General features: G+C 63.9%; 23 protein-coding genes. 7 read left to right on the forward strand and 16 right to left on the reverse strand.

The window, feature by feature from the left end:
* Positions 1–168: 168 nt before the first annotated feature.
* A complete protein-coding gene (locus C1O66_RS17070) occupies positions 169–984 on the forward strand; it encodes a substrate-binding periplasmic protein (RefSeq protein ID WP_102768983.1) in 816 nt (271 codons plus the stop codon).
* Positions 985–1,639: 655 nt separating this feature from the next.
* Here C1O66_RS17070 and C1O66_RS17075 read toward each other — a convergent pair.
* Complete coding sequence (locus C1O66_RS17075; protein ID WP_207795975.1) at positions 1,640–3,217, reverse strand: ABC transporter substrate-binding protein; 1,578 nt, start codon at positions 3,215–3,217, stop codon at positions 1,640–1,642.
* Positions 3,218–3,338: 121 nt separating this feature from the next.
* Entirely contained in the window at positions 3,339–3,608 is a 270-nt protein-coding gene (locus C1O66_RS17080; RefSeq protein WP_102768985.1) for a hypothetical protein, read from the reverse strand.
* A 207-nt stretch (positions 3,609–3,815) separates the two neighbouring features.
* On the opposite strand from C1O66_RS17080, the gene C1O66_RS17085 reads away from it, so the two are divergent.
* Positions 3,816–6,509, forward strand: a complete 2,694-nt coding sequence (locus tag C1O66_RS17085; RefSeq protein WP_165794659.1) for a DUF3857 domain-containing protein — start codon at positions 3,816–3,818, stop codon at positions 6,507–6,509.
* Positions 6,510–6,587: 78 nt separating this feature from the next.
* On the opposite strand, the gene C1O66_RS17090 is transcribed toward C1O66_RS17085, so the two are convergent.
* The 12 genes from C1O66_RS17090 to C1O66_RS17140 form a co-directional block, all read right to left on the reverse strand.
* Positions 6,588–6,860: a hypothetical protein gene (locus C1O66_RS17090; protein WP_102768987.1), complete on the reverse strand. Its 273-nt coding sequence runs from the start codon at positions 6,858–6,860 to the stop codon at positions 6,588–6,590.
* A gap of 12 nt (positions 6,861–6,872) precedes the next feature.
* Complete coding sequence (gene speB, locus C1O66_RS17095; protein ID WP_394341031.1) at positions 6,873–7,817, reverse strand: agmatinase; 945 nt, start codon at positions 7,815–7,817, stop codon at positions 6,873–6,875.
* Positions 7,818–7,861: 44 nt separating this feature from the next.
* Positions 7,862–8,320: a hypothetical protein gene (locus C1O66_RS17100; protein WP_133155261.1), complete on the reverse strand. Its 459-nt coding sequence runs from the start codon at positions 8,318–8,320 to the stop codon at positions 7,862–7,864.
* A gap of 109 nt (positions 8,321–8,429) precedes the next feature.
* Complete coding sequence (locus C1O66_RS17105; RefSeq protein WP_102768990.1) at positions 8,430–9,407, reverse strand: dipeptide ABC transporter ATP-binding protein; 978 nt, start codon at positions 9,405–9,407, stop codon at positions 8,430–8,432.
* Entirely contained in the window at positions 9,397–10,404 is a 1,008-nt protein-coding gene (locus C1O66_RS17110) for an ABC transporter ATP-binding protein (RefSeq protein ID WP_243392839.1), read from the reverse strand. Before C1O66_RS17110 ends, C1O66_RS17105 begins: the two co-directional genes overlap by 11 nt.
* Positions 10,405–10,407: 3 nt before the next feature.
* The gene (locus C1O66_RS17115) at positions 10,408–11,346 is read right to left on the reverse strand and encodes an ABC transporter permease subunit (protein WP_102768991.1); all 939 of its coding nucleotides are present in this window, start codon (positions 11,344–11,346) and stop codon (positions 10,408–10,410) included.
* A 4-nt stretch (positions 11,347–11,350) separates the two neighbouring features.
* Entirely contained in the window at positions 11,351–12,361 is a 1,011-nt protein-coding gene (locus tag C1O66_RS17120; protein WP_102768992.1) for an ABC transporter permease, read from the reverse strand.
* Positions 12,362–12,472: 111 nt separating this feature from the next.
* Entirely contained in the window at positions 12,473–13,378 is a 906-nt protein-coding gene (locus tag C1O66_RS17125; RefSeq protein WP_102768993.1) for an N-acetylmuramoyl-L-alanine amidase, read from the reverse strand.
* 194 nt (positions 13,379–13,572) lie between these two features.
* A complete protein-coding gene (locus C1O66_RS17130; RefSeq protein ID WP_133155262.1) occupies positions 13,573–14,226 on the reverse strand; it encodes a hypothetical protein in 654 nt (217 codons plus the stop codon).
* A gap of 54 nt (positions 14,227–14,280) precedes the next feature.
* Positions 14,281–15,105, reverse strand: coding sequence for a hypothetical protein (locus C1O66_RS17135; protein ID WP_133155263.1), 825 nt, complete (start codon positions 15,103–15,105; stop codon positions 14,281–14,283).
* A gap of 390 nt (positions 15,106–15,495) precedes the next feature.
* Positions 15,496–15,915 (reverse strand): hypothetical protein, encoded by a 420-nt coding sequence (locus tag C1O66_RS23745; RefSeq protein ID WP_133155264.1) that lies wholly within the window; start codon positions 15,913–15,915, stop codon positions 15,496–15,498.
* A 177-nt stretch (positions 15,916–16,092) separates the two neighbouring features.
* Entirely contained in the window at positions 16,093–16,374 is a 282-nt protein-coding gene (locus C1O66_RS17140) for a hypothetical protein (RefSeq protein WP_102768996.1), read from the reverse strand.
* A gap of 173 nt (positions 16,375–16,547) precedes the next feature.
* On the opposite strand from C1O66_RS17140, the gene C1O66_RS24740 reads away from it, so the two are divergent.
* Positions 16,548–17,153, forward strand: coding sequence for a GNAT family N-acetyltransferase (locus C1O66_RS24740; RefSeq protein WP_133155265.1), 606 nt, complete (start codon positions 16,548–16,550; stop codon positions 17,151–17,153).
* Between the two features lie 89 nt (positions 17,154–17,242).
* Here the strand turns inward: C1O66_RS24740 and C1O66_RS17150 are convergent, their stop codons facing one another.
* Positions 17,243–18,184, reverse strand: a complete 942-nt coding sequence (locus C1O66_RS17150) for a 2-hydroxyacid dehydrogenase (protein ID WP_207795976.1) — start codon at positions 18,182–18,184, stop codon at positions 17,243–17,245.
* 4 nt (positions 18,185–18,188) lie between these two features.
* Positions 18,189–18,602 carry a VOC family protein gene (locus tag C1O66_RS17155; RefSeq protein WP_102768999.1) on the reverse strand — a complete coding sequence of 138 codons (414 nt, stop codon included), beginning with the start codon at positions 18,600–18,602 and terminating at the stop codon, positions 18,189–18,191.
* 97 nt (positions 18,603–18,699) lie between these two features.
* On the opposite strand from C1O66_RS17155, the gene C1O66_RS17160 reads away from it, so the two are divergent.
* The 4 genes from C1O66_RS17160 to C1O66_RS17175 all read left to right on the forward strand — a co-directional run bounded on the left by C1O66_RS17160 (position 18,700) and on the right by C1O66_RS17175 (position 21,556).
* Positions 18,700–19,563 (forward strand): LysR family transcriptional regulator, encoded by an 864-nt coding sequence (locus C1O66_RS17160; protein ID WP_102769000.1) that lies wholly within the window; start codon positions 18,700–18,702, stop codon positions 19,561–19,563.
* Positions 19,564–19,620: 57 nt separating this feature from the next.
* Positions 19,621–20,223 (forward strand): flavodoxin family protein, encoded by a 603-nt coding sequence (locus C1O66_RS17165; protein WP_102769001.1) that lies wholly within the window; start codon positions 19,621–19,623, stop codon positions 20,221–20,223.
* A 157-nt stretch (positions 20,224–20,380) separates the two neighbouring features.
* Positions 20,381–20,977, forward strand: coding sequence for a GNAT family N-acetyltransferase (locus C1O66_RS17170; protein WP_102769002.1), 597 nt, complete (start codon positions 20,381–20,383; stop codon positions 20,975–20,977).
* Positions 20,978–21,124: 147 nt separating this feature from the next.
* Positions 21,125–21,556, forward strand: coding sequence for a DUF7668 domain-containing protein (locus tag C1O66_RS17175; RefSeq protein WP_207795977.1), 432 nt, complete (start codon positions 21,125–21,127; stop codon positions 21,554–21,556).
* The last annotated feature ends 202 nt before the right edge of the window (positions 21,557–21,758 follow it).

Genomic DNA, 21,758 nt, shown 5'->3' on the forward strand with positions numbered 1-21,758 from the left:
GAGGCCAGGCCTGGCCTGTTTCGTTTCGTGACCATGGCTGTGCGCTGACAGGCGGGAGTCCGCCCGGCTGTCAGCGGGCCGCAGGGCTGGGCGCGCTATGCTGGCGCCGCCCAGGATCAGGAGTTGTGCTTCCCCCATGTACCCGCCCGCCCAACGCAGGACTTGTCGATGCAAATGCTGATGACCATGTCAGGCCGTGCCTGCCTGGCGCTGCTGTTGGCCGGGCTGGCCGCCACGGGCGCCCGGGCCGCGGGCAAGGACAGCGGGGCCATGACGCCTCGCTTCTTTGTCACCGAGGCCTTTCCGCCCTACACCTTCATGCAGGCAGGCCAGGCCGCCGGGCCCATGGTGGATGTGCTGCAGGAGGTCTGCATCCAGCTGGGCTGGAGCTGCCGCATCGAGGTCTTGCCTTGGCGACGCGCCCTGGCCATGGCGGAGCGCGGCCAGGCCGATGGCTTGTTCACCCTGCTCGATACGCCGGAGCGACGCGAGCTGTTTCGCGCGTCTTCGCCGGTGCTCGATGGGCGTTACACCTTGTTTGCACGGGCTGGCCAGGCCTTCTCCTACACCGGTGCGGCCTCGCTGACCGGGCGGCAGATCGGCGTCTACGGCCCCTCGGGCAGCTCCATCAGCCTGCGCGCCCTGATCGACACCCTGCCCAGCGCCGACGCCGCCCAGCTGGTGCTGGAGCCCGACAACCTGACCGTGCTGCGCAAGCTGGTCAGCGGCCGCTACGGCGAGGACGGCCTGGCCTTCATGAATGAAAGTGTGGCCCTGTGGCTGCTGCGCGAGAACGGCCTGAACGGCCTGCAAGCCGCCGGCGTGGCCAAGCAGTTCAGCTACAGCTTCGGCCTCAGCCGCCAACGCATCAGCGAACGTGAGTTCCGCCGCTTCAACAAGGCCCTGGACGAGCTCTGCCGCCGCGGCCGCACGGCCGAGCTGATCCGGCCCTACGCCTTGCCGGCCTCACCCTGCGCCAAGTGAGCGTCGTATCGTTCAGCCATCGGCACATTGCGGACCTCCGCTGTCTTGATCGCTCTCGCTGCGGTGTCTCGTCCCGCCGCCGGGCTCATGGTTCGCGGGTCGGCTCGGGCGAGCCGACTCCCCTCGCTGCTCACTGCGCGGCTCAGCGGCGCCAATCTCCCTCCGTTCGCTGCGCTCACTGTGGTCAAACAGTGGCGCCGAGTCAGTTCTTGAAGCGCGCGGTTACGCGCGCCTGAGCCGCTCCGCTGCGCCCTCGGCCGCGCACAAATCGCCCGTCGGCGGGCCGAGCCACCTCCGGAGATGGCGTGTTCCACCGTGGATGAGGCAGATCGATCGCGATGCAAGCGCCCTGCAGCCCGTGCCGCTGCCGGGCGATTTGTGAAGGGCCGAGCAGCACAGCGCCTCGGGGCGCGCACGTACTCGTGCGCTTCAAGTTCTGACTTGGCGCTTCTGTCTGAATGAAGCGAACGCAGGGAGCGGAGTGAGTTATGCGCCAGCCCGGAGGTGCGAGCAGCGCAGGGAAGTCGGCCCGCCCGGGCCGACCCCGGAACCATGAGCCCGGTGGCGGCACGGGCTGCAGGGCCTCACGAGCAAAACCGTCGGCTGTTCTGTGACGAACCCGGACACTCTGTGCTGATTCGTCGCCGCTGTCCGCTTACTTGCGCTGCACGTTCTCGAAATCGACGCTGCCGTTCGGGGCCATGATGAAGCCGCTCACGTCGCGGCGCACGGGCATGTAAATGGCCGAGTGGGCCATGGTGATCCAGGGGCGCTCGCGCTTGAAGATCTCTTGCGCTTTCTCGTAGGCGGCCTGGCGCTTCTTGGCGTCGGGGGTGGCGCGGGCGGCGTCGATCAGGGCGTCGAACTCCTTGTTGCAGAACTTGATGCCGCTCTGGTTGGCGGCGCAGCTGAGATTGGGCGTCAGGAACTCATCCGCGTCGCCGGTCTCACCGCTCCAGCCGCTCATGTAGACGCTGTGCTCGCCCTGGTTGGCGCGCTTGAGGTACTCGCCCCACTCGTAGGTCTTGATATTGGCCTTGACGCCGATCTTGGCCCAGTCCTGCTGGATCAGCTGGGCCATCAGCTGGCCGTTGGGGTTGGTGGGCCGGGCCACGGGCAGGGCCCAGAGGTCCAGCTCCAGGCCCTTGGCATGGCCGGCCTTGGCCAGCAGCTCGCGGGCGCGGGCCGGGTTGTATTCGTTCTTGAGCTTGCTGTTGTAGCCGGGGATGGAGGGCGGGAACGCACTCACCGCCTGCAGCGCATCGCCGCGCGGGAACAAGGCCTTGAAGATGGCATTGCGGTCGATGGCGATGTCCAGGGCTTCGCGCACCTCGCGCTGGTCGGTGGGCGCCTTCTTCAGGTTGAAGGACAGGTAGGAGATGTTCAGCGCCTGGGTCTTCATGACCGTGATGTCGGGCTTGCCGTCGAGCGCGGCCAGGTCCACATCGCGCAGGGCCGCGGCCACCTGGCACTCGCCGGCCAGCAGCTTTTGCACCCGCACATTGGCCTCGCGGCTGATGCTGAAGACCAGGGCGCCGGCCTGCTTGTTGCCCCAGTACTCGGGGTGGGGCTCCATGCGCAGCACATCGTCCTTGGCGTAGGACTTGAAGCGATAGGGCCCGGTGCCGACCGGCTGGTTGTTGATCTGGTTGGCGCGGCCTTGCTTGAGCAGATGGGCGCCGTACTCGGCCGAATGGATGGAGGCCCAGACCATGGCCAGGTTGCTGGCGAAGCTGGCATTGGCCTGCTTGAGTCGGAAGCGCACGGTGTGGTCGTCCACCCGGTCCAGGCCCTCGACCATCTGCGCCAGGCCCATGTTCTGCGGGTAGACGAAGGTGGCCGGGAAGGCCTTGTTGAACGGGTGCTCGGGGTTCAGAAAACGGCCGAAGGTGAACAGCACATCGTCGGCGTTCATTGCCCGGCTGGGCGTGAAGCCCGGGGCCTTGTGGAACTGCACCCCGCGGCGCAGGGTCAGCGTCAGGGTCTTGGCGTCGGGCGACATCTGCCAGGCCGTGGCCAGTCTGGGCACCAGCTCGGTGCTGCCGCGCTTGAAGGCCAGCAGGCCCTGGAACATCTGCCGGTTGGCGTTGTTGGTGGTGGAGCTGTCCCAGAGGCCGGGGTCAAAGCCCTCGGGGCTGGCGTCGGCGCAGAAGATCAGCGGCTTGGCCGCCAGGGCCGGCACCGCCAGCAGGGCCGCAGCCAGGGCCAGGCTCAGCGGCGCGAGGCCGGCCAAACGGAGGGAGGCAGAGGGGCGAGAAAGTGGGGGGAAGGCAGGCGCGTTCATCGGTTGAGGCAATCAGGGTTGGCGGGAACTATAGACCGCTCGGCCTGAGCTCACCGGCCAGCGCGCGGTCTCAGCCCTGCCGCCACAGCACCACCGAGCCCGGCGCAAAGCCCTGCTCCTCCAGCTCATGAAAGCGCAGCGAGGCCTCGCGCTCCCAGATCGAGCGGGCGGCCAGCTGCGCCGCCACGCTGCGCCCATCGGGCGTTTGCACCAGCAGCAGGCTGCCGATGGCCGGCAGCTGATGCTCGCCGTCAAAAGCGCCCTCCAGCGCATACCAGGTTCGCGGCGGCTGCCCCTCGATCTGGACCTGGAAGCTCTCGGAGATGGTGAGTCGGTACATGGGCGAGGGTTGGCAGCGGCGTTGTGAGGGAGGTGAAAGGGAATTCTGCCTGTCGCGGGCAAGCCCTAGGGCGAAGCAGACGCGCCACCCAGACAATAGTTCGGCCAGCAAAGCTGCTGAGCGGCCAGGTGCGGCAGATGCCGTGCCGGCACAAGAACATGAGTACGGAAGGGGAGGCAGATGGGCCAGGTTTTGACTTCGTGGTGCTTGCGCGCGTGCGCGTTGCTGGCCGTGTGCGGGCTGTTCAGCGGCGGCAATCCAGCCCTGGCTCAGGCGCCCAAGGCGCCTCCGGCGGGTCAGGTGCTTCAGCAGCTGAGCGGACCAAGCCCATCATGGGTCAGCGAGGTCCAAGTCCCCAAGGGCAGTGCATCCGGTGCGGAGCAGTCTCGGCAGGGCATTCAGTACCTGCTCTCCGACGTGCAAGCGCGGGTGGATGGCAAGCAGCGCCAGATGTTCCGTCATTACGCATTGAAGGCCTTGAACGAGAAGGGCCTCGAGAGCGCCGCCAATCTGGAGATCCGCTTTGATCCCGCCTACGAGCAGCTGGTGGTGCACTCGGTTGCGGTTCATCGCCAGGGGCGTCGCCATGAGCGGCTTCCTGCGGTTGAGTGGCGGGTGGTTCAACGTGAAAAAGAGCTGGACTACCTGATCTACGACGGCAGCAAGACCGCACATGCCTTCCTGGACGATGTGCGTGTCGGCGATGTGGTCGAGTACGCCTACACCGTGAGCGGCAGCAACCCGGTGTTTGGCGATCGCTTCTTTGGCACTTTCGATTTGCAATGGGGCAGTCCCGTCCAGAGGCTGCATGCGCGCCTGCTCTGGCCGGCCGGTCGCCCCTTGAACCTGCGGCCCTTGAACGGCGCACCGGAACCTCGGCGTGTTCAGCGTGGTGATCAGCAGGAGCTGGTGTGGCACAAGGAGGGCCAAGAGGGCCTGCAGCTGAGCCCGGACTCACCGGCCTGGTACGACCCCTATGCCATGGTGCAATGGGGCGACTTTGGCAAGTGGTCGGACGTGGCCGCCTGGGCACTGCCCTTGTACAAGGTTCCAGAGCAACTGCCCGCTGGCTTGCGCGCCGAGGTGAAGCGCATCTCCGGCCTGGGGCTTGATGCCAAGACTCGCACGGCCGAGGCCTTGCGCTGGGTGCAACGAGAAGTGCGCTACCTGGGGGTGGAGGTGGGCGCCGGCTCCCATGCGCCCAATCCGCCCGAGCTCGTCTTCAAGCGCCGCTTTGGCGACTGCAAAGACAAGACGCTGCTCACCTTGACGCTCTTGCATCATCTGGGTGTGCCGGCTCGTGCCGCGCTGGTTCACACCCAGCAGAGGCAGGCATTGGCCCAGGTTCTGCCTCGACCGAGTGCCTTCAACCACGTCATCGTGCGTGCCGAGGTCGACGGCAAGACCTATTGGCTCGATCCCACGCGCAGCAGCCAGCCAGGGCCTTTGGACGACCTGGGCCAGTCCAGTTATGCACTGGCTCTGGTGGTCGACCCGTCCACGCAGGCCTTGACAGCCATGGAGTCGGGGCCAGCCATGTGGAGCAAGCGTCAGGTGAGCGTGCGCCTGGATGCGCGAGCCGGTTTGAATGAAGCCGCGCTCATGGAGGTGACAACCCAGGTGGAGGGCCTGAGCGCCGAGCAGATGCGCGCCAACCTGTCGGCTGAAAACGCCGCGGAACTTCAGCAGCGCTACCTCAACTACTACGCGCGCTACTACCCTGGCATCGTGGTGGACCGTCCCTTCGAAGTTCGCGACGAGCAGCCCGCCGTGAACAAGATCCAGGTGCTTGAGCGCTACCGGGTCAAGGACTTCTTTGCCCGCGTGGAGGCAGAAAAGCGCCTCGAAGCCTCATTGGAGGTGCCCGAGTTGCTGGCCCTGCTTCAGTCGCCGCGCGACACCATCCGCAATGCACCGCTGGCTTTGCCGCACCCGCAGGACATGCGCCACGAGGTGGAGTTGCTCCTGCCTGAATCCTGGACCTTCAAGAATGAAGTGAAGGAAGTTCGAGATCGCGCCTTTGAGTTGAGCCGCGAGATCCAGGGCGATGGGCAGCGGCTCTTGATTCGCGACCACTACCGCTCCTTGGCGGACCATGTGCCCGCCGATGCAACCGCGGCCTATGCGGCCAATGTCGAGAAGGCGCGCAAAATGCTGGGCTATGTGGTCTACAAGACCGACCCCGGCGCGAGTGCTGCAGGGGATCAGGTCTCCAGCGAATCGGCCGGGCTGAACCTGCCTGTGCTTTTGCTCGGTGGTTTGACGCTGGCTCTGTTGGTGCACCTTGCCTTGCGGCTGTACCGCTGGGACCCCGCCAGGAAGCCGGGGGACACCCTCAGCGCCGCGGGCGAGCCCTTGGGTGGGCTCTTGTGGCTGCTGGCCTTGGGCATTTTGATCCAAGGTGGCTATGTGGCCTATGGGGCTTGGAGCGCATGGCCGGCCTATGGCCTGCAGACCTGGCATATGTTCACCATGCCGGGCGGTGCCCGTTACCACCCGATGATGGCTCCCATGCTGCTGCTGGAAATGGTCGCACTGCTGGCCCAGGCGGTCGGATGGTGCTTGCTGGCTTTGCTGTTCTTCAAGCGCAGAGCCAGTGCTGTCCCCGTCTACCTGGGCTATATGTGGGCGGTCGTGTGCTTCGCGACCTTGGATCAAGTGTTGTTGGCTCAGGTTCCGGTGCTGGAGGATCAAAGCAGCAGCAAGGACATTGTTGAACTCATCCGCTCTGCTGTGGTGCTGTCCTTCTGGAGCTGGTATGTGCTGAAGTCGGAGCGTGTGCGCAAGACCTTTGTGGTCCGCTACCGAGCGGAGAGCGGCGCTGACTTTGCCGCTCAGTCGCCCGCCGCCCCACAGACATTGGCGCCCGAAGCCATCGCCGCCCACTCTGCCCAGCCCTGAACCCGGCCGGGAAAGGCCACGGCCCCGGGGCGAAAAGGCCAGGCGCGATTTGATGGGCTTGATGTAGAGGCAGCCGAGCTAGTCATTCCCCTCGGCTGAGAGCAGAGCGTAGTTGAACGCGCGGCCTTCCTCGAACTCGGCGGCGTGGCGCTGCAGATCGGCCAGGTTCTCCTCGAAGCTCATCTCGGCGTCGGGCCAGCCGTTGTCGGGGCCGAAGACATGGCGGATGTGATCGGCGCTTTCGCGCACAGCGGCGAAGTCGGCGTCGGCATGCTGGGGCGACAGCTTTTCAAGAAGGAGGCCGTCCAGCCGCACGCGCTCCGCCGGGGTGAAGTCCTTGTTCAGCAGCATCGCGTCCGCGAGTCAAGGCTGGCGGCCTGCCAGCCGCGCGCAGAGGTAGGTCCAGACAAACTGCGCGGCCGCATAACTGGTCAGTTCGGCGTGGTCGTACGGAGGCGCCACTTCCACGCAATCCATGCCGACGAAGTTGAGTTCAGGCACCAGTTCTTCGAGGATGCTGAAGACCTGGTTGCTGCTCATGCCGCCGGGCTCGGGCGTGCCGGTGCCGGGGGCGAAGGCGGGGTCCAGGCAGTCGATGTCCAGGCTCAGGTAGACGGGCGGCTGGCCGTGGGCGGCCATGCGCTCGCGTACCTGTTGCAGCAGCGGCGCCAGCTGGGCGGGGCCGTCCAGGCCGCGCAAGGCGCGGGCGTTGAAGATCAGGCCGCCCTGGTCGGCCACGTACTCGCGCGCCTCGCGCTGGCCGGCCGAGCGGATGCCGAACTGCACAAAGCACTCGGGCCGCACCAGGCCTTCCTGAATCGCCTCATAGACCCAGGTGCCGTGGCCGCTGGGCTCGCCGAAATGGTCGACCCAGGTGTCGCAGTGCGCATCGAAATGGATCACCGCCAGCGGCTGGCCCTGCTGCGCCCGGTAGGCGCGCAGCAAAGGCAGGGTGATGCTGTGGTCGCCGCCCAGCCAGACCATGTGCTGGCGCGCGATCAGCGGGGCGATCAGCGGCATCATGGCCGCGCGCATGGCCTCCAGGCTGGTGTTGGGCAGGGCCAGATCGCCGTGGTCGCTGAGCTGGCCCTCGGGCGTGGTGTCGAACAGCGGGTGGATGCCGTCGCACAGCATCTGGCTGGCCTGGCGGATGGCCGAGGGCCCGAAGCGCGCGCCGGGCCGGTTGGTGACGCAGCCGTCCCAGGCGATGCCGGCGAGGCCGAAGGGCGTGTCGCCGCTTTCCTGTCCGGCGGGCTGCAGGCCCATGAAGGCGTTCTGGCTGAGAAAAGCAAAGTGGCTCATCGTCATCGCTCCATTCAACAAAGCCCGGCACCGCCGCGATCAGGGACAGATCAAGGGCAGATCCAGAGGAAGAGGCGATGTCCTTGCGCCACTGCCGTTGCGGAGAACGCGGCGAGATCAGCCACCAGAAACTCCAGCGCCTCGGCTTCCCAGTGCGGGCGGCGCTCGGCTTCGGCCGTCAGCCAGGCGCGGGCCAGGGCGGGGAACTGGTCTTCCGAGAGCTGGGCCAGCAAGGTGCCCAGCTCCTCGGGCAGGGCCACCAGCCAGGGGTCGCCTTGCTCGCCGGCCGGACCCACGCGCTCGAAATCTTGCATAGCGTGGCTCAGGGCCACCGGGGCGGCGTCCATGGCGCTGGGCAGGGCTTGCTGCTTGAGGATCAGGCGCAGGCTGGCCCATTGCGTGGGCTCGACGCCCGAGACCTCCAGCGTGGGCCAGATGTTGGCGTGGCCGGGGGTGTGGAGAATCACGGTCGCGTCTTCGGCGGAGGCGGCGATCAGGTCGGTCAGCATGGCTTGAGTGAGGCTTGGGTGTGGAATGCGCAAAAACAGCAAGCTGCGCAACAAAGGCAAATTGTCGGTGAAAGCCGAGCCTGGGGTTCTCGGCCGGGCTTGCCGCGCTTCAGACCTGGTGGCAGGCCACCTGCCGCCCGTCCACCTCGCGCAAGAGCGGCGCTCCCTGCGCGCACCGCGCCACCGCCATCGGGCAGCGCTTGTGGAAGGCGCAGCCGCTGGGTGGGTTCAGCGGGCTGGGCAGCTCGCCCTTGAGCAGCACGCGCTCGCGCCGCTCGGCCGCATGCAGGGCCGGCGTGGCGCTCATCAGCGCGCGGGTGTAGGGGTGCAGGGGCTGGGCAAAGATGCGGCGCTTTTCGCCCAGCTCCACCGCGCGGCCCAGGTACATCACCATCACTTCGTCGGCCACATGCTCGACCACGCTGAGGTTGTGGGAGATGAAGACATAGCTGGTGCCCGACTGCTCCTGCAGGTCCATGAAGAGGTTGAGGATCTGCGCCTGGATGGACACATCCAGGGCCGACACCGGTTCGTCCGCCACGACGATGCGCGGCTGCAGAATCATGGCCCGGGCGATGGCAATGCGCTGGCGCTGGCCGCCGCTGAACATATGCGGGTAACGCGCCAGATGCTCGGGGCGCAGGCCCACCTGGGTGATCAGGGCTGCGATGCGCTCGCGCCGCTCGGCTTTGCTGAGCGCGGTGTTGATCAGGAGCGGCTCGTCCAGCGTGGCGGCAATGCTCTTGCGCGGGTTGAGCGAGCTGAAGGGGTTCTGGAACACCATCTGCACTTGTTGGCGCAGCGTTTTGAGGCGCGCACCGTCGGCGCCGGCCGTGGCCTCGCCGCCCAGCAGCAGGCGGCCGGCGCTGGGCGGCTCGATCAGGGTCAGCTGGCGCGCCAGGGTCGATTTGCCGCATCCCGATTCGCCCACCACGGCCAAGGTCTGGCGCGGGCGAAGGCTGAAGCTCACGCCATCGAGCGCGCGCACCGTGGCCTTGGGCTGGAGCAGGCCCTGGCTGACGCGGTAGTGGCGGCTCAGGTTCTCGGCCTGCAGCAGCACCGGCTGGCTTGTCTGTTCATTGGCCATGCTGCGCCTCCAATCGGGCCGCAGGCGGCAGCGGGAAGAAGCAGCGCACGCCTTCGTTGGTCAGGGCTGGGCGTTCGCTGCGGCAGCGCCCCTGCACCTGCGCGCAGCGCGGGCTCAGCAGGCAGCCGGCCGGGCGGTCCAGCGCGCCGGGCACGATGCCGGGCAGGGCGGCCAGGCGGCGGGCGCCGCGGTTGTGCTCGGGGATGGCGGCCAGCAGTGCAGCGGTGTAGGGGTGGCGCGGCGCGTCGAACAGGGCCGGCAGCGGGCCGGTCTCGACCACCTGGCCGGCGTACATCACGGCCACGCGTTGGGCCATTTCGGCCACCACGGCCAGGTCGTGGGTGATCATCAGCAAGCCCATGCCTTGCTCGCGCTGCAGGCGAAGCAGCAGCTCCATGATCTGGGCCTGGATGGTCACGTCCAGGGCGGTGGTGGGCTCGTCGGCGATCAGCAGCTTGGGGCCGCAGGCGATCGCCATGGCGATCATCACGCGCTGGTTCATGCCGCCCGAGAGCTGGTGCGGGTAGGCCTCGGCGCGGCGCGCCGCATCGGGGATCTCCACCAGCTCCAGCAGCTCCACCACCCTCTGCCTTGCGGCCGCGCCGCGCAGGCCCAGGTGGGTCTGCAGCACCTCGGCGATCTGCGCGCCCACGGTGTAGCTCGGGTCCAGGCTGGACAGCGCGTCCTGGAACACCATGGCGATGTCGCGGCCGATCAGGCGGCGGCGTTCCCGCGCGTTCAAGCGCAGCAAGTCCTGACCCTGGAACTCCAGCCGGTCGGCGCTGACGCGGCCGGGCGCGTCCACCAGGCCCATCAAGGCCAACATGGCCACCGATTTGCCCGAACCCGATTCACCGACGATGCCCAGCAGCTCGCCCGGCGCCAGGCTCAGGTCCAGCCCGTCCACGGCGGGGAAGCGGCCGAACTCGACCCGCAGGTTTTCGATGCGCAGAAGTGCTTGGGGCTGCGGCGGCGACAGCATTGCGTCCTCGGCCATGGCTCAGCGCGTCCGTTTCAGTTTGGGATCGAGCGCGTCGCGCAGGCCGTCGCCGATCAGGTTGATGCTCAGCACGCTGAACAGAATCGTCAGGCCCGGCAGCGTCACCACCCAGGGCGCCCGCTGCATATAGTCGCGCGCGGCGCTGAGCATGGTGCCCCACTCGGGCGTGGGCGCCTGCACGCCCAGGCCCAGAAAGCCCAGGCCCGCGGTTTCCAGGATGGCGGAGGAAAAACTCAGCGTCGCGTTGACGATCAGCGGCGCCATGCAGTTGGGCAGCACGGCGCTGAACATCAGGCGCAGCGGGCCGGCGCCGGCCACGCGGCTGGCGGTGACGTAGTCCTTGTGGATCTCGGCCAGGGCGGCGGCGCGCGTCAGCCGCGTGTAGCCGGGCAGGGCGCCGATGGCGATGGCGATCACCGTGTTCACCAGGCCCGGGCCCAGCACCGTGATCACGCAGATGGCCAGCAGCAGGCCCGGCAAGGCCAGCATGATGTCCATCACCCGCATGATGGCCGGCGACAGCCATTGCTGATGAAACGCCGCCAGCAGGCCCAGCAGCACACCCGGCAGCAAGGACAGCAGCACCGAGGCCAGGCCGATGCCCAGCGAGACCCGCCCGCCATGCAGCAGGCGCGAGAGCATGTCGCGGCCCAGCTCGTCGGTGCCGAGCAGGAAGCGCGCGCTGCCGCCCTCGGCCCAGACCGGCGGCTGCAGCATGTGATCGCGGTACTGCTCGATCGGGCTGTGCGGCGCCACCCAGGGCGCGAACAGCGCGGCCAGGGCGATCAGCGCGAACACAGCCAGCGCCGCCAGGGCGCCGCGGTTGGCGGCAAAGCCTTGCCAGAACTCGCGCAGCGGGCCGGGCGGCTGTTGTGAAAGCAGCTGCTCTTCTTCGTGCGCGCTGGGGGGCAGCGGTGTCGGTGTCGAAGGGGTCGTCATCTCGTTACCGCTCGCTGCGAATGCGTGGGTTGACCACGCCGTACAACACATCCACCAGCAGGTTCACACCGATGAAGGTCAGGGCCGAGATCAGGATGCCGGCCTGCACCACCGGGTAGTCGCGCCGGGCGATGGAGTCGATCAGCCATTTGCCGATGCCGGGCCAGGAGAAGATGGTTTCGGTCAGCACCGCGCCGGCCAGCAGGCTGCCGGTCTGCATGCCGATCACCGTCAGCACCGGGATCAGCGCATTGCGCAGGCCGTGGCGCAGCACCACGCGCGCCGGGCTCAGGCCCTTGGCGCGGGCGGCGCGGATGTAGTCCTCGCGCAGCACCTCCAGCATGCTGGAGCGCGTCATGCGCGCCACCACCGCCATGGTGCTGGTGCCCAGCACGGTGGCCGGCAGCAGCAGGTGCAGGCAGGCCGAGCGGAAGGCGCCCTCCTCGCCCGAGAGCCAGCTGTCGATCAGCAAAAAGCCGCTGCGCACCGGCACGTCGTATTCGATGCCGATGCGCCCCGACACAGGTGTCCAGCCCAGCTGCACCGAGAAGAACATGATCAGGATCAGCCCCCACCAGAACACCGGCATGGAGTAGCCCACCGTGGCCACGCCCATCACGCCCTGGTCCAGCAGCGAGCCGCGCTTGAGCCCCGCCGTCACACCGAGCAGCAGGCCCAGGCTCACGGCCAGCAGCAAGGCCGCCAGGGCCAGCTCCACCGTGGCCGGGAACAGGGCCGCGAACTCCTGGGCCACCGGCTCTCGGCTGACCAGGCTCTGGCCCAGGTCACCGCGCGCCAGCTGCGCCAGGTACTGGCCGTACTGCACATGCAGGGGCTGGTCCAGGCCCATGCGCGCCATCAGCTCCGCATGGGTGGCGGCGTCCAGGCGGCGCTCGCCCATCATGATCTCGATGGGGTCGCCCGGCACCAGCCGGATCAGGCCAAAGGCCACCAGGGTGATGCCCAGCAGCGTGGGCAGCAGGGTGGCGAGTCGCTTGAGCAGAAAGGTCAGCACGAGGGGCGGGAGATCGGTGTCGAAAGAGTGGTGGGTGCCAGCGGGGTCATCAGGGTCTCATCCAGCCCGCGAGCGCGGCCTTGTTGGTGATGGCCAGTGCTCTGTGGTCAGTCAGAAGCGCGAGCTCAGCGGCTTGGCCGGCTCGTTCGCCGGCGCCGCCATGGACTTGGCCAGCAGCATACCGCCCGGGCTGGTGGCCACATCGAGCAGGGCCGCGGTTTCCGCGTCCATGGCGCCGCTCCAGTCGCGCGGGCGGTACTTGCTCTGGAAGGTGGCAATCGTCGCCTTGGTCAGCTCGTCCTCGATGCCGCTGCGCGAGGTGCTGTAGCCCACGCGGGTCAGCTTGTCCTGGAACCAGGCCGCGTCTGGCGGCAGGGCGGCGTAGAGCGGAATCTTGGCTGCCACCTGCACCGGGTCGGGCCAGGGGATCAGGCCGGCATCGGCCAGCTGCTTCCAGGGGAAGCTCGGGCCCGGGTCCTGCTTGCGGCCGGGTGCGATGTCCGAGTGGCCGATGATGCGCTCGGGCCGGATGTTGTGGCGCTTGGCGATGTCGCGCACCAGGGCAATGATCTCGTCCACCTGCGCTTGCGGGTAAGGCGGGTAGACGCGGCCCAGCTCCGTGTCCTTGTAGCCGGGGTTGACGATCTCGATGCCGATGGACGCCGAATTCAGATTGCTGTGCCCTGCCCAGAAGCTCGCCCCCGCATGCCAGGCCCGCCGGTTCTCATCCACCAACTGGTAAATCGCCGCCGGCTCGTCCCGCACCAGGTAGTGCGCGCTCACCTGCCCGCCCGTGGCCAGCACCTTCAGCGATCTCTCCCAATCCAGCGCCGTGTAGTGCAAGACGATGAACAGCGCCCGGCTGTCTTGCGCCACGGAGGTGTAGCTGCGGTCGATCTTGGGGCCGGTGGGTTCCGTTGGGGTGGAGGTGGTCGTCGTCGCGCAGGCGCTGAGGAGCAGTGCGAGGGCGGCGGTGGATAGGGCCGAGAGCGGGCGGGAGAGGCGACGGGTGGGCATGGCGCAGGGGAGCGTTGGGGCAAAGGGTCGGAGCGAGGGCATTGTTGCCGATTCGGCGACGTGACCCAGTTTGCGAGCCTGGCGCAGGGCCAGTTTCGGCATCTTCTGACCTGAACACGCTCCTTGGGCTCTCAAGCTCTGTCCAAACCAAGTTGCCGCCAGCGCCCGAGCGCCGTGCGGTGGTGCCCGGCTACTTACTTTTCAGACTGCTTCAGAGTCAGATCCAAGGTGTAGAGCCATTGATCCACGGGCGCGGCGACGGAGGTATCGCCTTTGGCCTTCAGCACCGAGAAGTCGCGTTCCAAGGTGTTGAGTTTCTGAACGTTGGCAGACAGTGGCACACCAAAGCCGCTTCGAGGGCCCGAAGGTGAAATCTGAAGATTGCCAATATAGGTGGACTTGCCCGACGTGATCTGGAACTTTGCTTCGGGAATGCGGCTGAGGTACATCACGCTGCCGCCAGAAATGCCGTAAGGCGCAAAGGCAATCGCATGGGTCAGCTTGTATTCACCCGGGGGGAGTGGGATGGCAAAGACCTGCCCCTGCTCTTTGTCTGTGTTGAAGTCCTCGCGAGTGTCCAAACCAGGAATCCCGGTGGCTGCGAAGCGAAGCTGGCCGCCTTTCTGTGCGCTTTCTGCACCGACGAGCATGTAGCCGACTGAGTACTGGGTGAATGGGCTTGGCTTGGCGCGCGATATCGACCCAACCAGCCAGCCCTCTGTGCCGCGAGTGATGTTGAGTCCTGGCGGCGGGCCCGAGTCGGCACCGAGACCCGCGCAACCCGTGAAAAGCGTGAGGCCGGCCAGCAGAAGGCTCGTGGTGAAAGTTCTGCGCATGGTGTTCAACATGTTGTCAAATTTTGAGGGAGGAAGGTGTTCAGGAATGGTGTCCAGCCTGCGTACTTAACGCAAGGGGATCTCAGCACTGCGGGCTTGTTGAAGCTTGGTTCTGGACCGCTGGCTGACCGGCGCCCCGGTGCTGCGATCCTCCACCCAGACTTCCAGGTCTTCGTTCACGACAGCGCCTGTGACGATGTAATCCCCACCTGGATTGAGTGTGGCGGTGATGGGCAGGTTATGGGTCCACGGGCCACCGCCACCAAACCCGCGATTCACGCGTGCTTGAACCACGATCACCTGCTCACCGGCTGGGACGCTCAAGATGGCCGCGGTGAGCCCCCCACTCATGTCACGCAGCGGGTTGTGGTCCACGTCCACGGTATCCAGAACAAAGGGCATGAACGATTCCCAGTGGGTCAGGCCATCGCGGCGACTGAAGCCGGTGAGTTTCGCCGGGCGCTTCAGGTCGAGGGCTGTTCCGAAGGGGGTGGGTATCGGGTTGGCCTCGGCAGAGACTGTGTAGGCATGAGGGCCGTGGACCGCAGAAGCCTTGGAGAATGACACCAACGCGGCCATGTGCCAGCCGTCGACCGTGGGCGGTTGAATCGCGCGCTCGATTTCGAACGCTTGAAATCCTTCGGCGAGAGCAGTCTTCTGCGCCTGTCGGCTGATGAAGCCTTTCAGCGTGGCGGGGTGGGTGTAGCCATTGATCGAGGCGAACACCTGGTAGCGACCCTCTCCGAGTTTGGTGGCCTCGGTGCCACCCCGCAAAGGGGCACCATCGGGTGGCGTTGCGCAAGCCGTGAGGATCAGGGCAAGGGGTAGCAGATAGGCGCTTATGGCGCGGGTGCCAAACATGTTGCTGCGGTGTGAGAGGTTGATCAACAAGCCGATCCTTGACCTTGGTGCCGCGGCACATTCGGCCAAGTCGCTCAGGATGGGTTCGTGCAGATTGCTGCAAGGGCCCACGCATCATGGACGGACTATGCACAAAGGCGCCGCATTATCAGCTGGCGATGTGCGACTTTGATGTCTTGTCCCCCCCCACGTGAGTCAGGGTGAGGCCTGCTCTGAATTTCGCCGATCGGAGCGGTAGAAGGAGGCCGCGAGGGTCAGACGCCGCGGGATCAGGTCTTAGTTTTGAAGTCCCAGGAGGCTTTGCCGGAGGCTAAGTTGCTGGGGCTTTTGTATTGCAGGAGCTACACGATACGAGGACTTGAAACTCAAGGTTTGACCCTCGGGCCTATGTGTATCGGTCGGCTTTTTTGGGGTCTCCAGTCAATAAATAATCTGCACTCGAACGAAGCTGCCTTTGCTTACGTATTTGGCATTCATCTTGTATTCGCGGAGCTTGAAAGAGGACTGGGCGTTCGATGATGTCGGCTGTGGTTCGAGGGACCAGCCAATACGCTGCAACGCCGGCAGAAAGGCATCGCGCCAGTCCTTGTCGCTTATCCGCTCAATTTTGCATTCAAGCAAACGCTCGGTAATGCGTTCCTCGCATTGCTTATTTGGCGCAGTGATGAACTCGCCCGGTAGGTGTTTCGAGATTTCTCGGGCTTGAATTGAATGCACGCCCGGCGTTGTACTTTGTTTTGCGGACTTTTGGCCTGAATACTCAAGGACTGTCAGTAACGTGATAATCGTCACTCCAATAAGTGGCGCCCAGCGTCCCTTGATGTTGGCATTCCCTAGCATTTGATTTTCGATGTCAGGTTAAAAGACGCTCCTGCGACAGAGACCATCAGCCGACGGGTGCTCAAGGTTGAAGCCGTTAGGGCAGGAATAGACCAAAGTCAAAGCCATTGCATTTTCGGGGCAACGGGGGCACGCCTTTTGCGGTCGCGAGGCGCGCGCTTCAGCTCCCCCTCACCGTCAAGACCCACCCCCGCCCAGCAGCTTGCCAATCACCAGCAAGGGCACGCCCACCAGCAGCAGGACGCCGTCGGACGCCACCGTGACGGGGGATTTCAGCAGCTTCTCGGCGCTGCGGTTCTCCACGCCTGTGCCCCACAGCGTGATGTTGTAGGTGTTGTGCAGGGTGGTGATTTCGTCGGCGGGCAAGGGGACGGGCGCGTAGCGTTTGCCGACGAAGGCCAGCTGGATCTGGCCATCGGGCTTCAAGCCGATGCGCTCACCCGCCGCGAGGGTCAGCACCCGCCGCGAGGGTCACACCCGCCGCGAGGGTCAGACCTTACCCGCCGCGAGGGTCAGACCTTAAATTTGAAGTCCCAGGCCGTTTTGCCCGGGGTGCCACTCGGCCTCTGGCTGCACAGCTTGCCGATGCGCACGCCGCCCGGCTCTGACTGCCCCCATCTGCTGAAGACACCATGCCCGACTTCCCCCTCCTCCAAACCCCACGCCTCCTCCTCCGCGAGATCACCGAGGCTGACGCCGAGGACCTGTTCCGCATTCACAGCGATGCGCGCCACATGGCCTGGTTTGGCAGCGACCCGCTGAAGGACTTGAGCGAGGCCAAGCGCCTGATTGCCACCTTCGCCAGTTGGCGCCAACTGCCGAATCTTGGTGTGCGCTGGGGTTTGCAGTTGAAAGAGAAAGCCTGCCCGGCCAGATCGGCAACTGCGGAATCGCACCGACCGGCGCATTGGAGCCAGCCTCCGATCGGCGTCATGGAGCCACTGGCCCAGCCACCGGCCGCTGAACGACACCCCGAATTGACCGGCGCTTGTCTCTACCCTTTGGGTTTTTGCCTGGAGGCTCAGGGAAGGCGCGCAGGAGATTCGAGATGCATCACGACCGACGGGCCCTGCTGCGAACGCGCCAGGGCGAGTCCGACCAGGAGGCCCCGGCGCCACGCGATCCATCTCTTCCAGGAACATGCGTTGCCGCATGCGCTTGCTCGATGGACCCAGTCCAAGATTCGTCTGGCCTCAAGACCCGAATCGTCTGAGCTGCGCATGCAGCCGCGTAGCTGATTGGCCCGGGGGCCTTTTGCAGACCAAACCTGATTGATCAAGGCACTATCTGAGCCGGGTATGCCCCCGCCTGAACGTGCTCTGCTTACTTAATATCCTCGGCGCATGTCAACCGTTTGCGGCAATTCACCTGTTTTGCGATAGCGTTCGATATTGCCAGCGACGATGAGTGACGCAGTACCCTTGTCTGTGGGGGCGCTGCAATGGGGCAGAACGGTCACCTGGGGGTGTTGCCATTGCCATGCCGATTTCGGTAGGGGTTCAAGCGTGAAAACATCCAAAATCGCATGGGATAGATGGGCTTGATTGAGCGCATCCAGCAAATCCTCATCATTCACGATGGCCCCGCGAGCGAAATTGATGAGAGACGCGCCTTTCGGAAGCTGTGCCAGAAAGCTTGCATTAATCAGGCCTTGGGTCTGAGGCGTCAAGGGCAGCAGGCAAACAAGGATGTCGGTCTTGGCCAGCATGGCCGTCAAGGTGCTTTCGCCACTGAAGCATTCAATGCCTGAAACCGACTTTGCGCTGCTGCTCCATGCACACACATTGAAACCAGCTTGCAATAAGCTGATGGCTGCTGCCTCGCCCAAAGCACCCAGGCCCAATATGCTTACAGTCCTGTGCTGTGCTTTTACATACGGGCGCCCAAGCCATATTTTCTCTTTTTGCTGCTTTGCATAGCTTGGGATTTCCCGGTGCAGATACAGCGTCCAGGTCAATACGGCTTCGGCCATCGTGCGCGCCAATTGCGGGTCGACGAGCCTCACGACCTTGAGTTCAGTCTTTGCGACATCGGCTGCGAGTCGATCGACGCCGGCCCAAACACTCTGCACCCATTCCAACTGGGGCAGTTGTTGTAGTTGCGCAGGATCTGGATTGGCGACGATGGCGACTTTGCAGGATGCTTTGGCGGCTTCGCTCAATTCATTGAATGCAATGATTTTTTCTTCTGGCATGGCCGCCTGTAGAGCCGCCACCCAAGCCTCGGTAGAAGTGCTAGCAGGCGCAGCCAAAAATGGAATGATGCGCATGGTGTTATTTTTCGTAGACACCGGATAAATCTGTAAAGCCCTTGAATTCCAAGGCATTGCCCGATGGGTCTCGGACAAATGCGCTTGCCTGTTGTCCTGCCTGGCCGGCAAAGCGCAAATTTGGTGAAACTGCGAATACCACACCTTGCTGTTCAAGTTGCGCCATCAGTTTTTCCCATTCCGGCATTTCCAATATGACGCCAAAATGGGGTATGGGAACATTGTGCTCGTCTACGAGTGATGTGCTGGTTTGATCTGCGGCTGCGCCGAGGTGCAACGATAATTGGTGGCCGAAGAAATTGAAATCTACCCACCTATCTGTGCTGCGGCCTTCGGTACAGCCAAGTATTTGACCGTAAAACCGGCGCGCTGCATTAAGATCGTGGACTTGAAAAGCCAGGTGAAACAGTGGCGACATGCGAGCTCCTTTTGATTGCTTTAGCGGGCACAAAGCGTAGCTGTTTCCACCTTGCAGGGATAGCATATATTTCTTATGCTCTTCGAAAGAACTACTTATGGATAGTCGCTATTTGAGAAGTTTGATTGTGGTTATCGATCGTGGCTCCATCGCCGAGGCGGCGCGTGTCGAGCAACTGACGGCAGCGGCAATTAGTCAAAGAATTAATGCGCTTGAGCGGGAGTTTGGATTCGATCTGTTATCTCGCATCGGTCATTCGGCAAAACCGACACAAGCCTGTTTAAGCATCCTGCCCAGGGCCAGGCGTATCGTCAAAGAGTTTGATTTGCTGGCGGGTGATAATGATCCGACCGGCTTGAGTGGAACATTGAAGCTTGGCGCAATATCGACCGCGTTAACAGGCCTGCTTCCAAGTGCGATGCGATTGCTTGCGAAAGACGCGCCGGGCATCAAGCTGGAAATAATTCCTGGTGCGTCAAAGTTCCTGTACGAGGCGGTGATGAGCGACGAACTCGATGCGGCGATTATTGCTGCCCCGCCTTTCGCCTTGCCTAAACTCATAAAGGCCAGCTCACTCAGGAAAGAGGCCTTGGTATTTTTGTCGAAAAATAGACCTGATGCTGGGCTGGCCGAGATGTTGTGTCAGCGCCCATATCTGCGATATCTGCCAGAAACCTGGGGCGGGCGTCACGCAGCAGCCTTCCTTCAAGACCATGGCCTTGCGAGCACGCCCATGTGCGACTTGGATGCACTCGAAACCATAGCCATGCTGGTTGCCGATGATGTTGGGGTGAGTCTGGTGCCGCATTGGTCCAATCTAGAGAGACTGGCGCAATCCTGTTGCCTCACGCCAATTGAGGATGATCGGTATCAGCGCGAGCTGATTTTGATTAGCAAGGTGCAAACCACTCGGCCGAGCATGATCGCGGCATTGGCAGATGCTCTTCCATCCTTAGATTAAGGCCACCAAAACTGGTGCCCTCAGAAAGCATACTTTGAGTTCTTTAAAGGTGATTAGATGACAAAGGTCGCGATTGTTTTTCACTCGGCAACTGGCACAACGAAACAGCTGGCCGCAGCCGTTGCAGATGGAGCTTTGTCCGTTGCCGAGGTCGATGTTGTCAACGTTGAGATCGTGGGCGCCGATATTGTCGAGGGGCGCTTTAGAAATTCAAGCTTGATCGAGCGATTGAAGGATGTGGATGCGATGATTTTCGGCAGCCCCACATTCATGGGTTGTGTGTCAGCGCAATTCAAGGCTTTTGCCGATGCAACAGGCGATCTGTGGGCTGATAAGGCATGGTCCAATAAAGTGGCTGGCGGTTTCACGATTGGCTCGAATATGAGTGGTGATCAATTGAATACCATTCAGTACATGCAAATATTTGCATCCCAGCATGGCATGTTATGGGCAAGTTTGGATATTCCAGGTAATTGTGATGCTGAAGGTCGGAACAGGCTTGGTGCGCAATCAGGCTTGATTGCTCACTCAAGAGATGGCGAGCTGCACGAGATTGATTTGATTACGGCAAATTACTTGGGGAGGAGAATTGCCCAGGTTGCCAAAATATTTGCGGCTGCAAATGCACCTGATTCGCAGCCTGGCCTTGCCGCGGCTTAGTCTGAAGACTCAGGCCATTTTTTCCGTTCCCGAGCTGCCAGTCGGCCATTGGCTTGCGCCTCGAATCGGACGACAGCGCCAAACGCATTCCTGGCAGCTCGGTTGGTCGGTCGTTTCGCAAGCCGCCCCGGCTCTGACACACGCAGTTGAATACAACATGCCCGACTTCCCCCTCCTCCAAACCCCACGCCTCCTCCTCCGCGAGATCTCCGAGGCCGACGTCGAAGACCTGTTCCGCATCCACAGCGATGCGCGCCACATGGCCTGGTTTGGAACCGACCCGTTGACGGACTTGAACGAGGCCAAGCGCCTGATTGCCACCTTCGCCAGTTGGCGGCAGCTGCCCAACCCCGGTGTGCGTTGGGGTCTGCAATTGAAAGGACAGCAGCCCGGCCTGATCGGCAGCTGCGGCTTGTTCGCTTGGAACCGTGGCTGGAAGAAATGCAGCTTGGGCTACGAGGTGGCGCCCGAGCTGGCGGGCCGGGGCCTGATGCGCGAAGCGCTGACGGCGGCACTCGACTGGGGTTTCGGCGAGGGCATGCAACTTCACCGGGTGGAGGCCCAGGTCCACGAGGACAACGTGGCCTCGGTTGCCCTGCTGCAGCGCCTGGGCTTTGCCCAGGAGGGCCGCCAGCGCGAAGTCGCGTTCTGGGGCGGGCGCCACCACGATCTGCTGCAGTACGGTTTGCTGGCGCGTGAGTGGGCGAGGGAAGGGGCTGGCGCTGACGCCGACGCGGACAAGCCGCTCGTCTGACTTGCTTGGGGCGGACTCCATCCAGGGCCGACAGGTTTTGGGCTGTGTGGGCCAGGTCTTTGGCTTGAAGTCGTTGTAGGCTTCGCTCGCTACTAAATTTGCGCTGAGCCTTGGCCTTGCGAAAGGCGGTAGGCAATCAGATTTGACTTGAAGCGCAAAGGCTTGACCACCGGGGGAGTGATGAACGTGTCAGAAATTCAGGACTTCGTTCCCGCCGTCAAGGATTTGGCCTCAGAACGACCCATCCCAAGCGCTTGGCGCCCGGTTCTCAAGCAGATCGTCAGCGACCTGGCTCAGCATGACTATCAGCTCAGCAAAGGTATCGCCGAGGTCGCGCCGGTTTCGGCGGAGACCGCTGACCAGATTCGAAACTACGTCGCCAGCTACGGTGCGACGCTCACCGAGTTGCCCGATGAAACGTGGATCAGTTCGGTCTGCATGTGGAATGGCAAGCGCTGGGATGCGCTGATTGATTTGTGGACGCTGGGCGAAGGCAGGAGTGATCTGCTGCTGGCTGTCCAGGTGACCGAGAGCGAACATGGTTTCGCCTATGCCGTCTACATGGTCTATGTCCCATAACTTGATGAAACATCGGTTCCGGTCCAAGCGAGAAGTGACCGTCCGAGACGATGGAGGCCTTGGCCTGTTGACAGTCTGAGGTGGCGCCCCCTTGCGATATGCGGCGACATTTCAGGTGAAGGTGTCGCGCAAAAGCTTCGCTCAATTGGACCCAGTTGGGACAAGCCGATACAGTCGCGGGCTCGGCGGCCTTCATGCACTT

This window comes from Paucibacter aquatile (genome assembly GCF_002885975.1).
Lineage (GTDB): Bacteria > Pseudomonadota > Gammaproteobacteria > Burkholderiales > Burkholderiaceae_C > Paucibacter_A > Paucibacter_A aquatilis.

What these genes read in the sequence shown, in the direction of transcription:
- C1O66_RS17070 (WP_102768983.1), top strand. Translation starts at nt 169, where the DNA reads ATGCAAATGCTGATGACCATGTCAGGCCGTGCCTGCCTGGCGCTGCTG.
- C1O66_RS17080 (WP_102768985.1), bottom strand. Translation starts at nt 3,608, where the DNA reads ATGTACCGACTCACCATCTCCGAGAGCTTCCAGGTCCAGATCGAGGGG.
- C1O66_RS17090 (WP_102768987.1), bottom strand. Translation starts at nt 6,860, where the DNA reads ATGCTGCTGAACAAGGACTTCACCCCGGCGGAGCGCGTGCGGCTGGAC.
- speB (WP_394341031.1), bottom strand. Translation starts at nt 7,817, where the DNA reads ATGACGATGAGCCACTTTGCTTTTCTCAGCCAGAACGCCTTCATGGGC.
- C1O66_RS17100 (WP_133155261.1), bottom strand. Translation starts at nt 8,320, where the DNA reads ATGCTGACCGACCTGATCGCCGCCTCCGCCGAAGACGCGACCGTGATT.
- C1O66_RS17105 (WP_102768990.1), bottom strand. Translation starts at nt 9,407, where the DNA reads ATGGCCAATGAACAGACAAGCCAGCCGGTGCTGCTGCAGGCCGAGAAC.
- C1O66_RS17110 (WP_243392839.1), bottom strand. Translation starts at nt 10,404, where the DNA reads ATGGCCGAGGACGCAATGCTGTCGCCGCCGCAGCCCCAAGCACTTCTG.
- C1O66_RS17115 (WP_102768991.1), bottom strand. Translation starts at nt 11,346, where the DNA reads ATGACGACCCCTTCGACACCGACACCGCTGCCCCCCAGCGCGCACGAA.
- C1O66_RS17125 (WP_102768993.1), bottom strand. Translation starts at nt 13,378, where the DNA reads ATGCCCACCCGTCGCCTCTCCCGCCCGCTCTCGGCCCTATCCACCGCC.
- C1O66_RS17130 (WP_133155262.1), bottom strand. Translation starts at nt 14,226, where the DNA reads ATGTTGAACACCATGCGCAGAACTTTCACCACGAGCCTTCTGCTGGCC.
- C1O66_RS23745 (WP_133155264.1), bottom strand. Translation starts at nt 15,915, where the DNA reads ATGCTAGGGAATGCCAACATCAAGGGACGCTGGGCGCCACTTATTGGA.
- C1O66_RS24740 (WP_133155265.1), top strand. Translation starts at nt 16,548, where the DNA reads ATGCCCGACTTCCCCCTCCTCCAAACCCCACGCCTCCTCCTCCGCGAG.
- C1O66_RS17150 (WP_207795976.1), bottom strand. Translation starts at nt 18,184, where the DNA reads ATGCGCATCATTCCATTTTTGGCTGCGCCTGCTAGCACTTCTACCGAG.
- C1O66_RS17155 (WP_102768999.1), bottom strand. Translation starts at nt 18,602, where the DNA reads ATGTCGCCACTGTTTCACCTGGCTTTTCAAGTCCACGATCTTAATGCA.
- C1O66_RS17160 (WP_102769000.1), top strand. Translation starts at nt 18,700, where the DNA reads ATGGATAGTCGCTATTTGAGAAGTTTGATTGTGGTTATCGATCGTGGC.
- C1O66_RS17165 (WP_102769001.1), top strand. Translation starts at nt 19,621, where the DNA reads ATGACAAAGGTCGCGATTGTTTTTCACTCGGCAACTGGCACAACGAAA.
- C1O66_RS17170 (WP_102769002.1), top strand. Translation starts at nt 20,381, where the DNA reads ATGCCCGACTTCCCCCTCCTCCAAACCCCACGCCTCCTCCTCCGCGAG.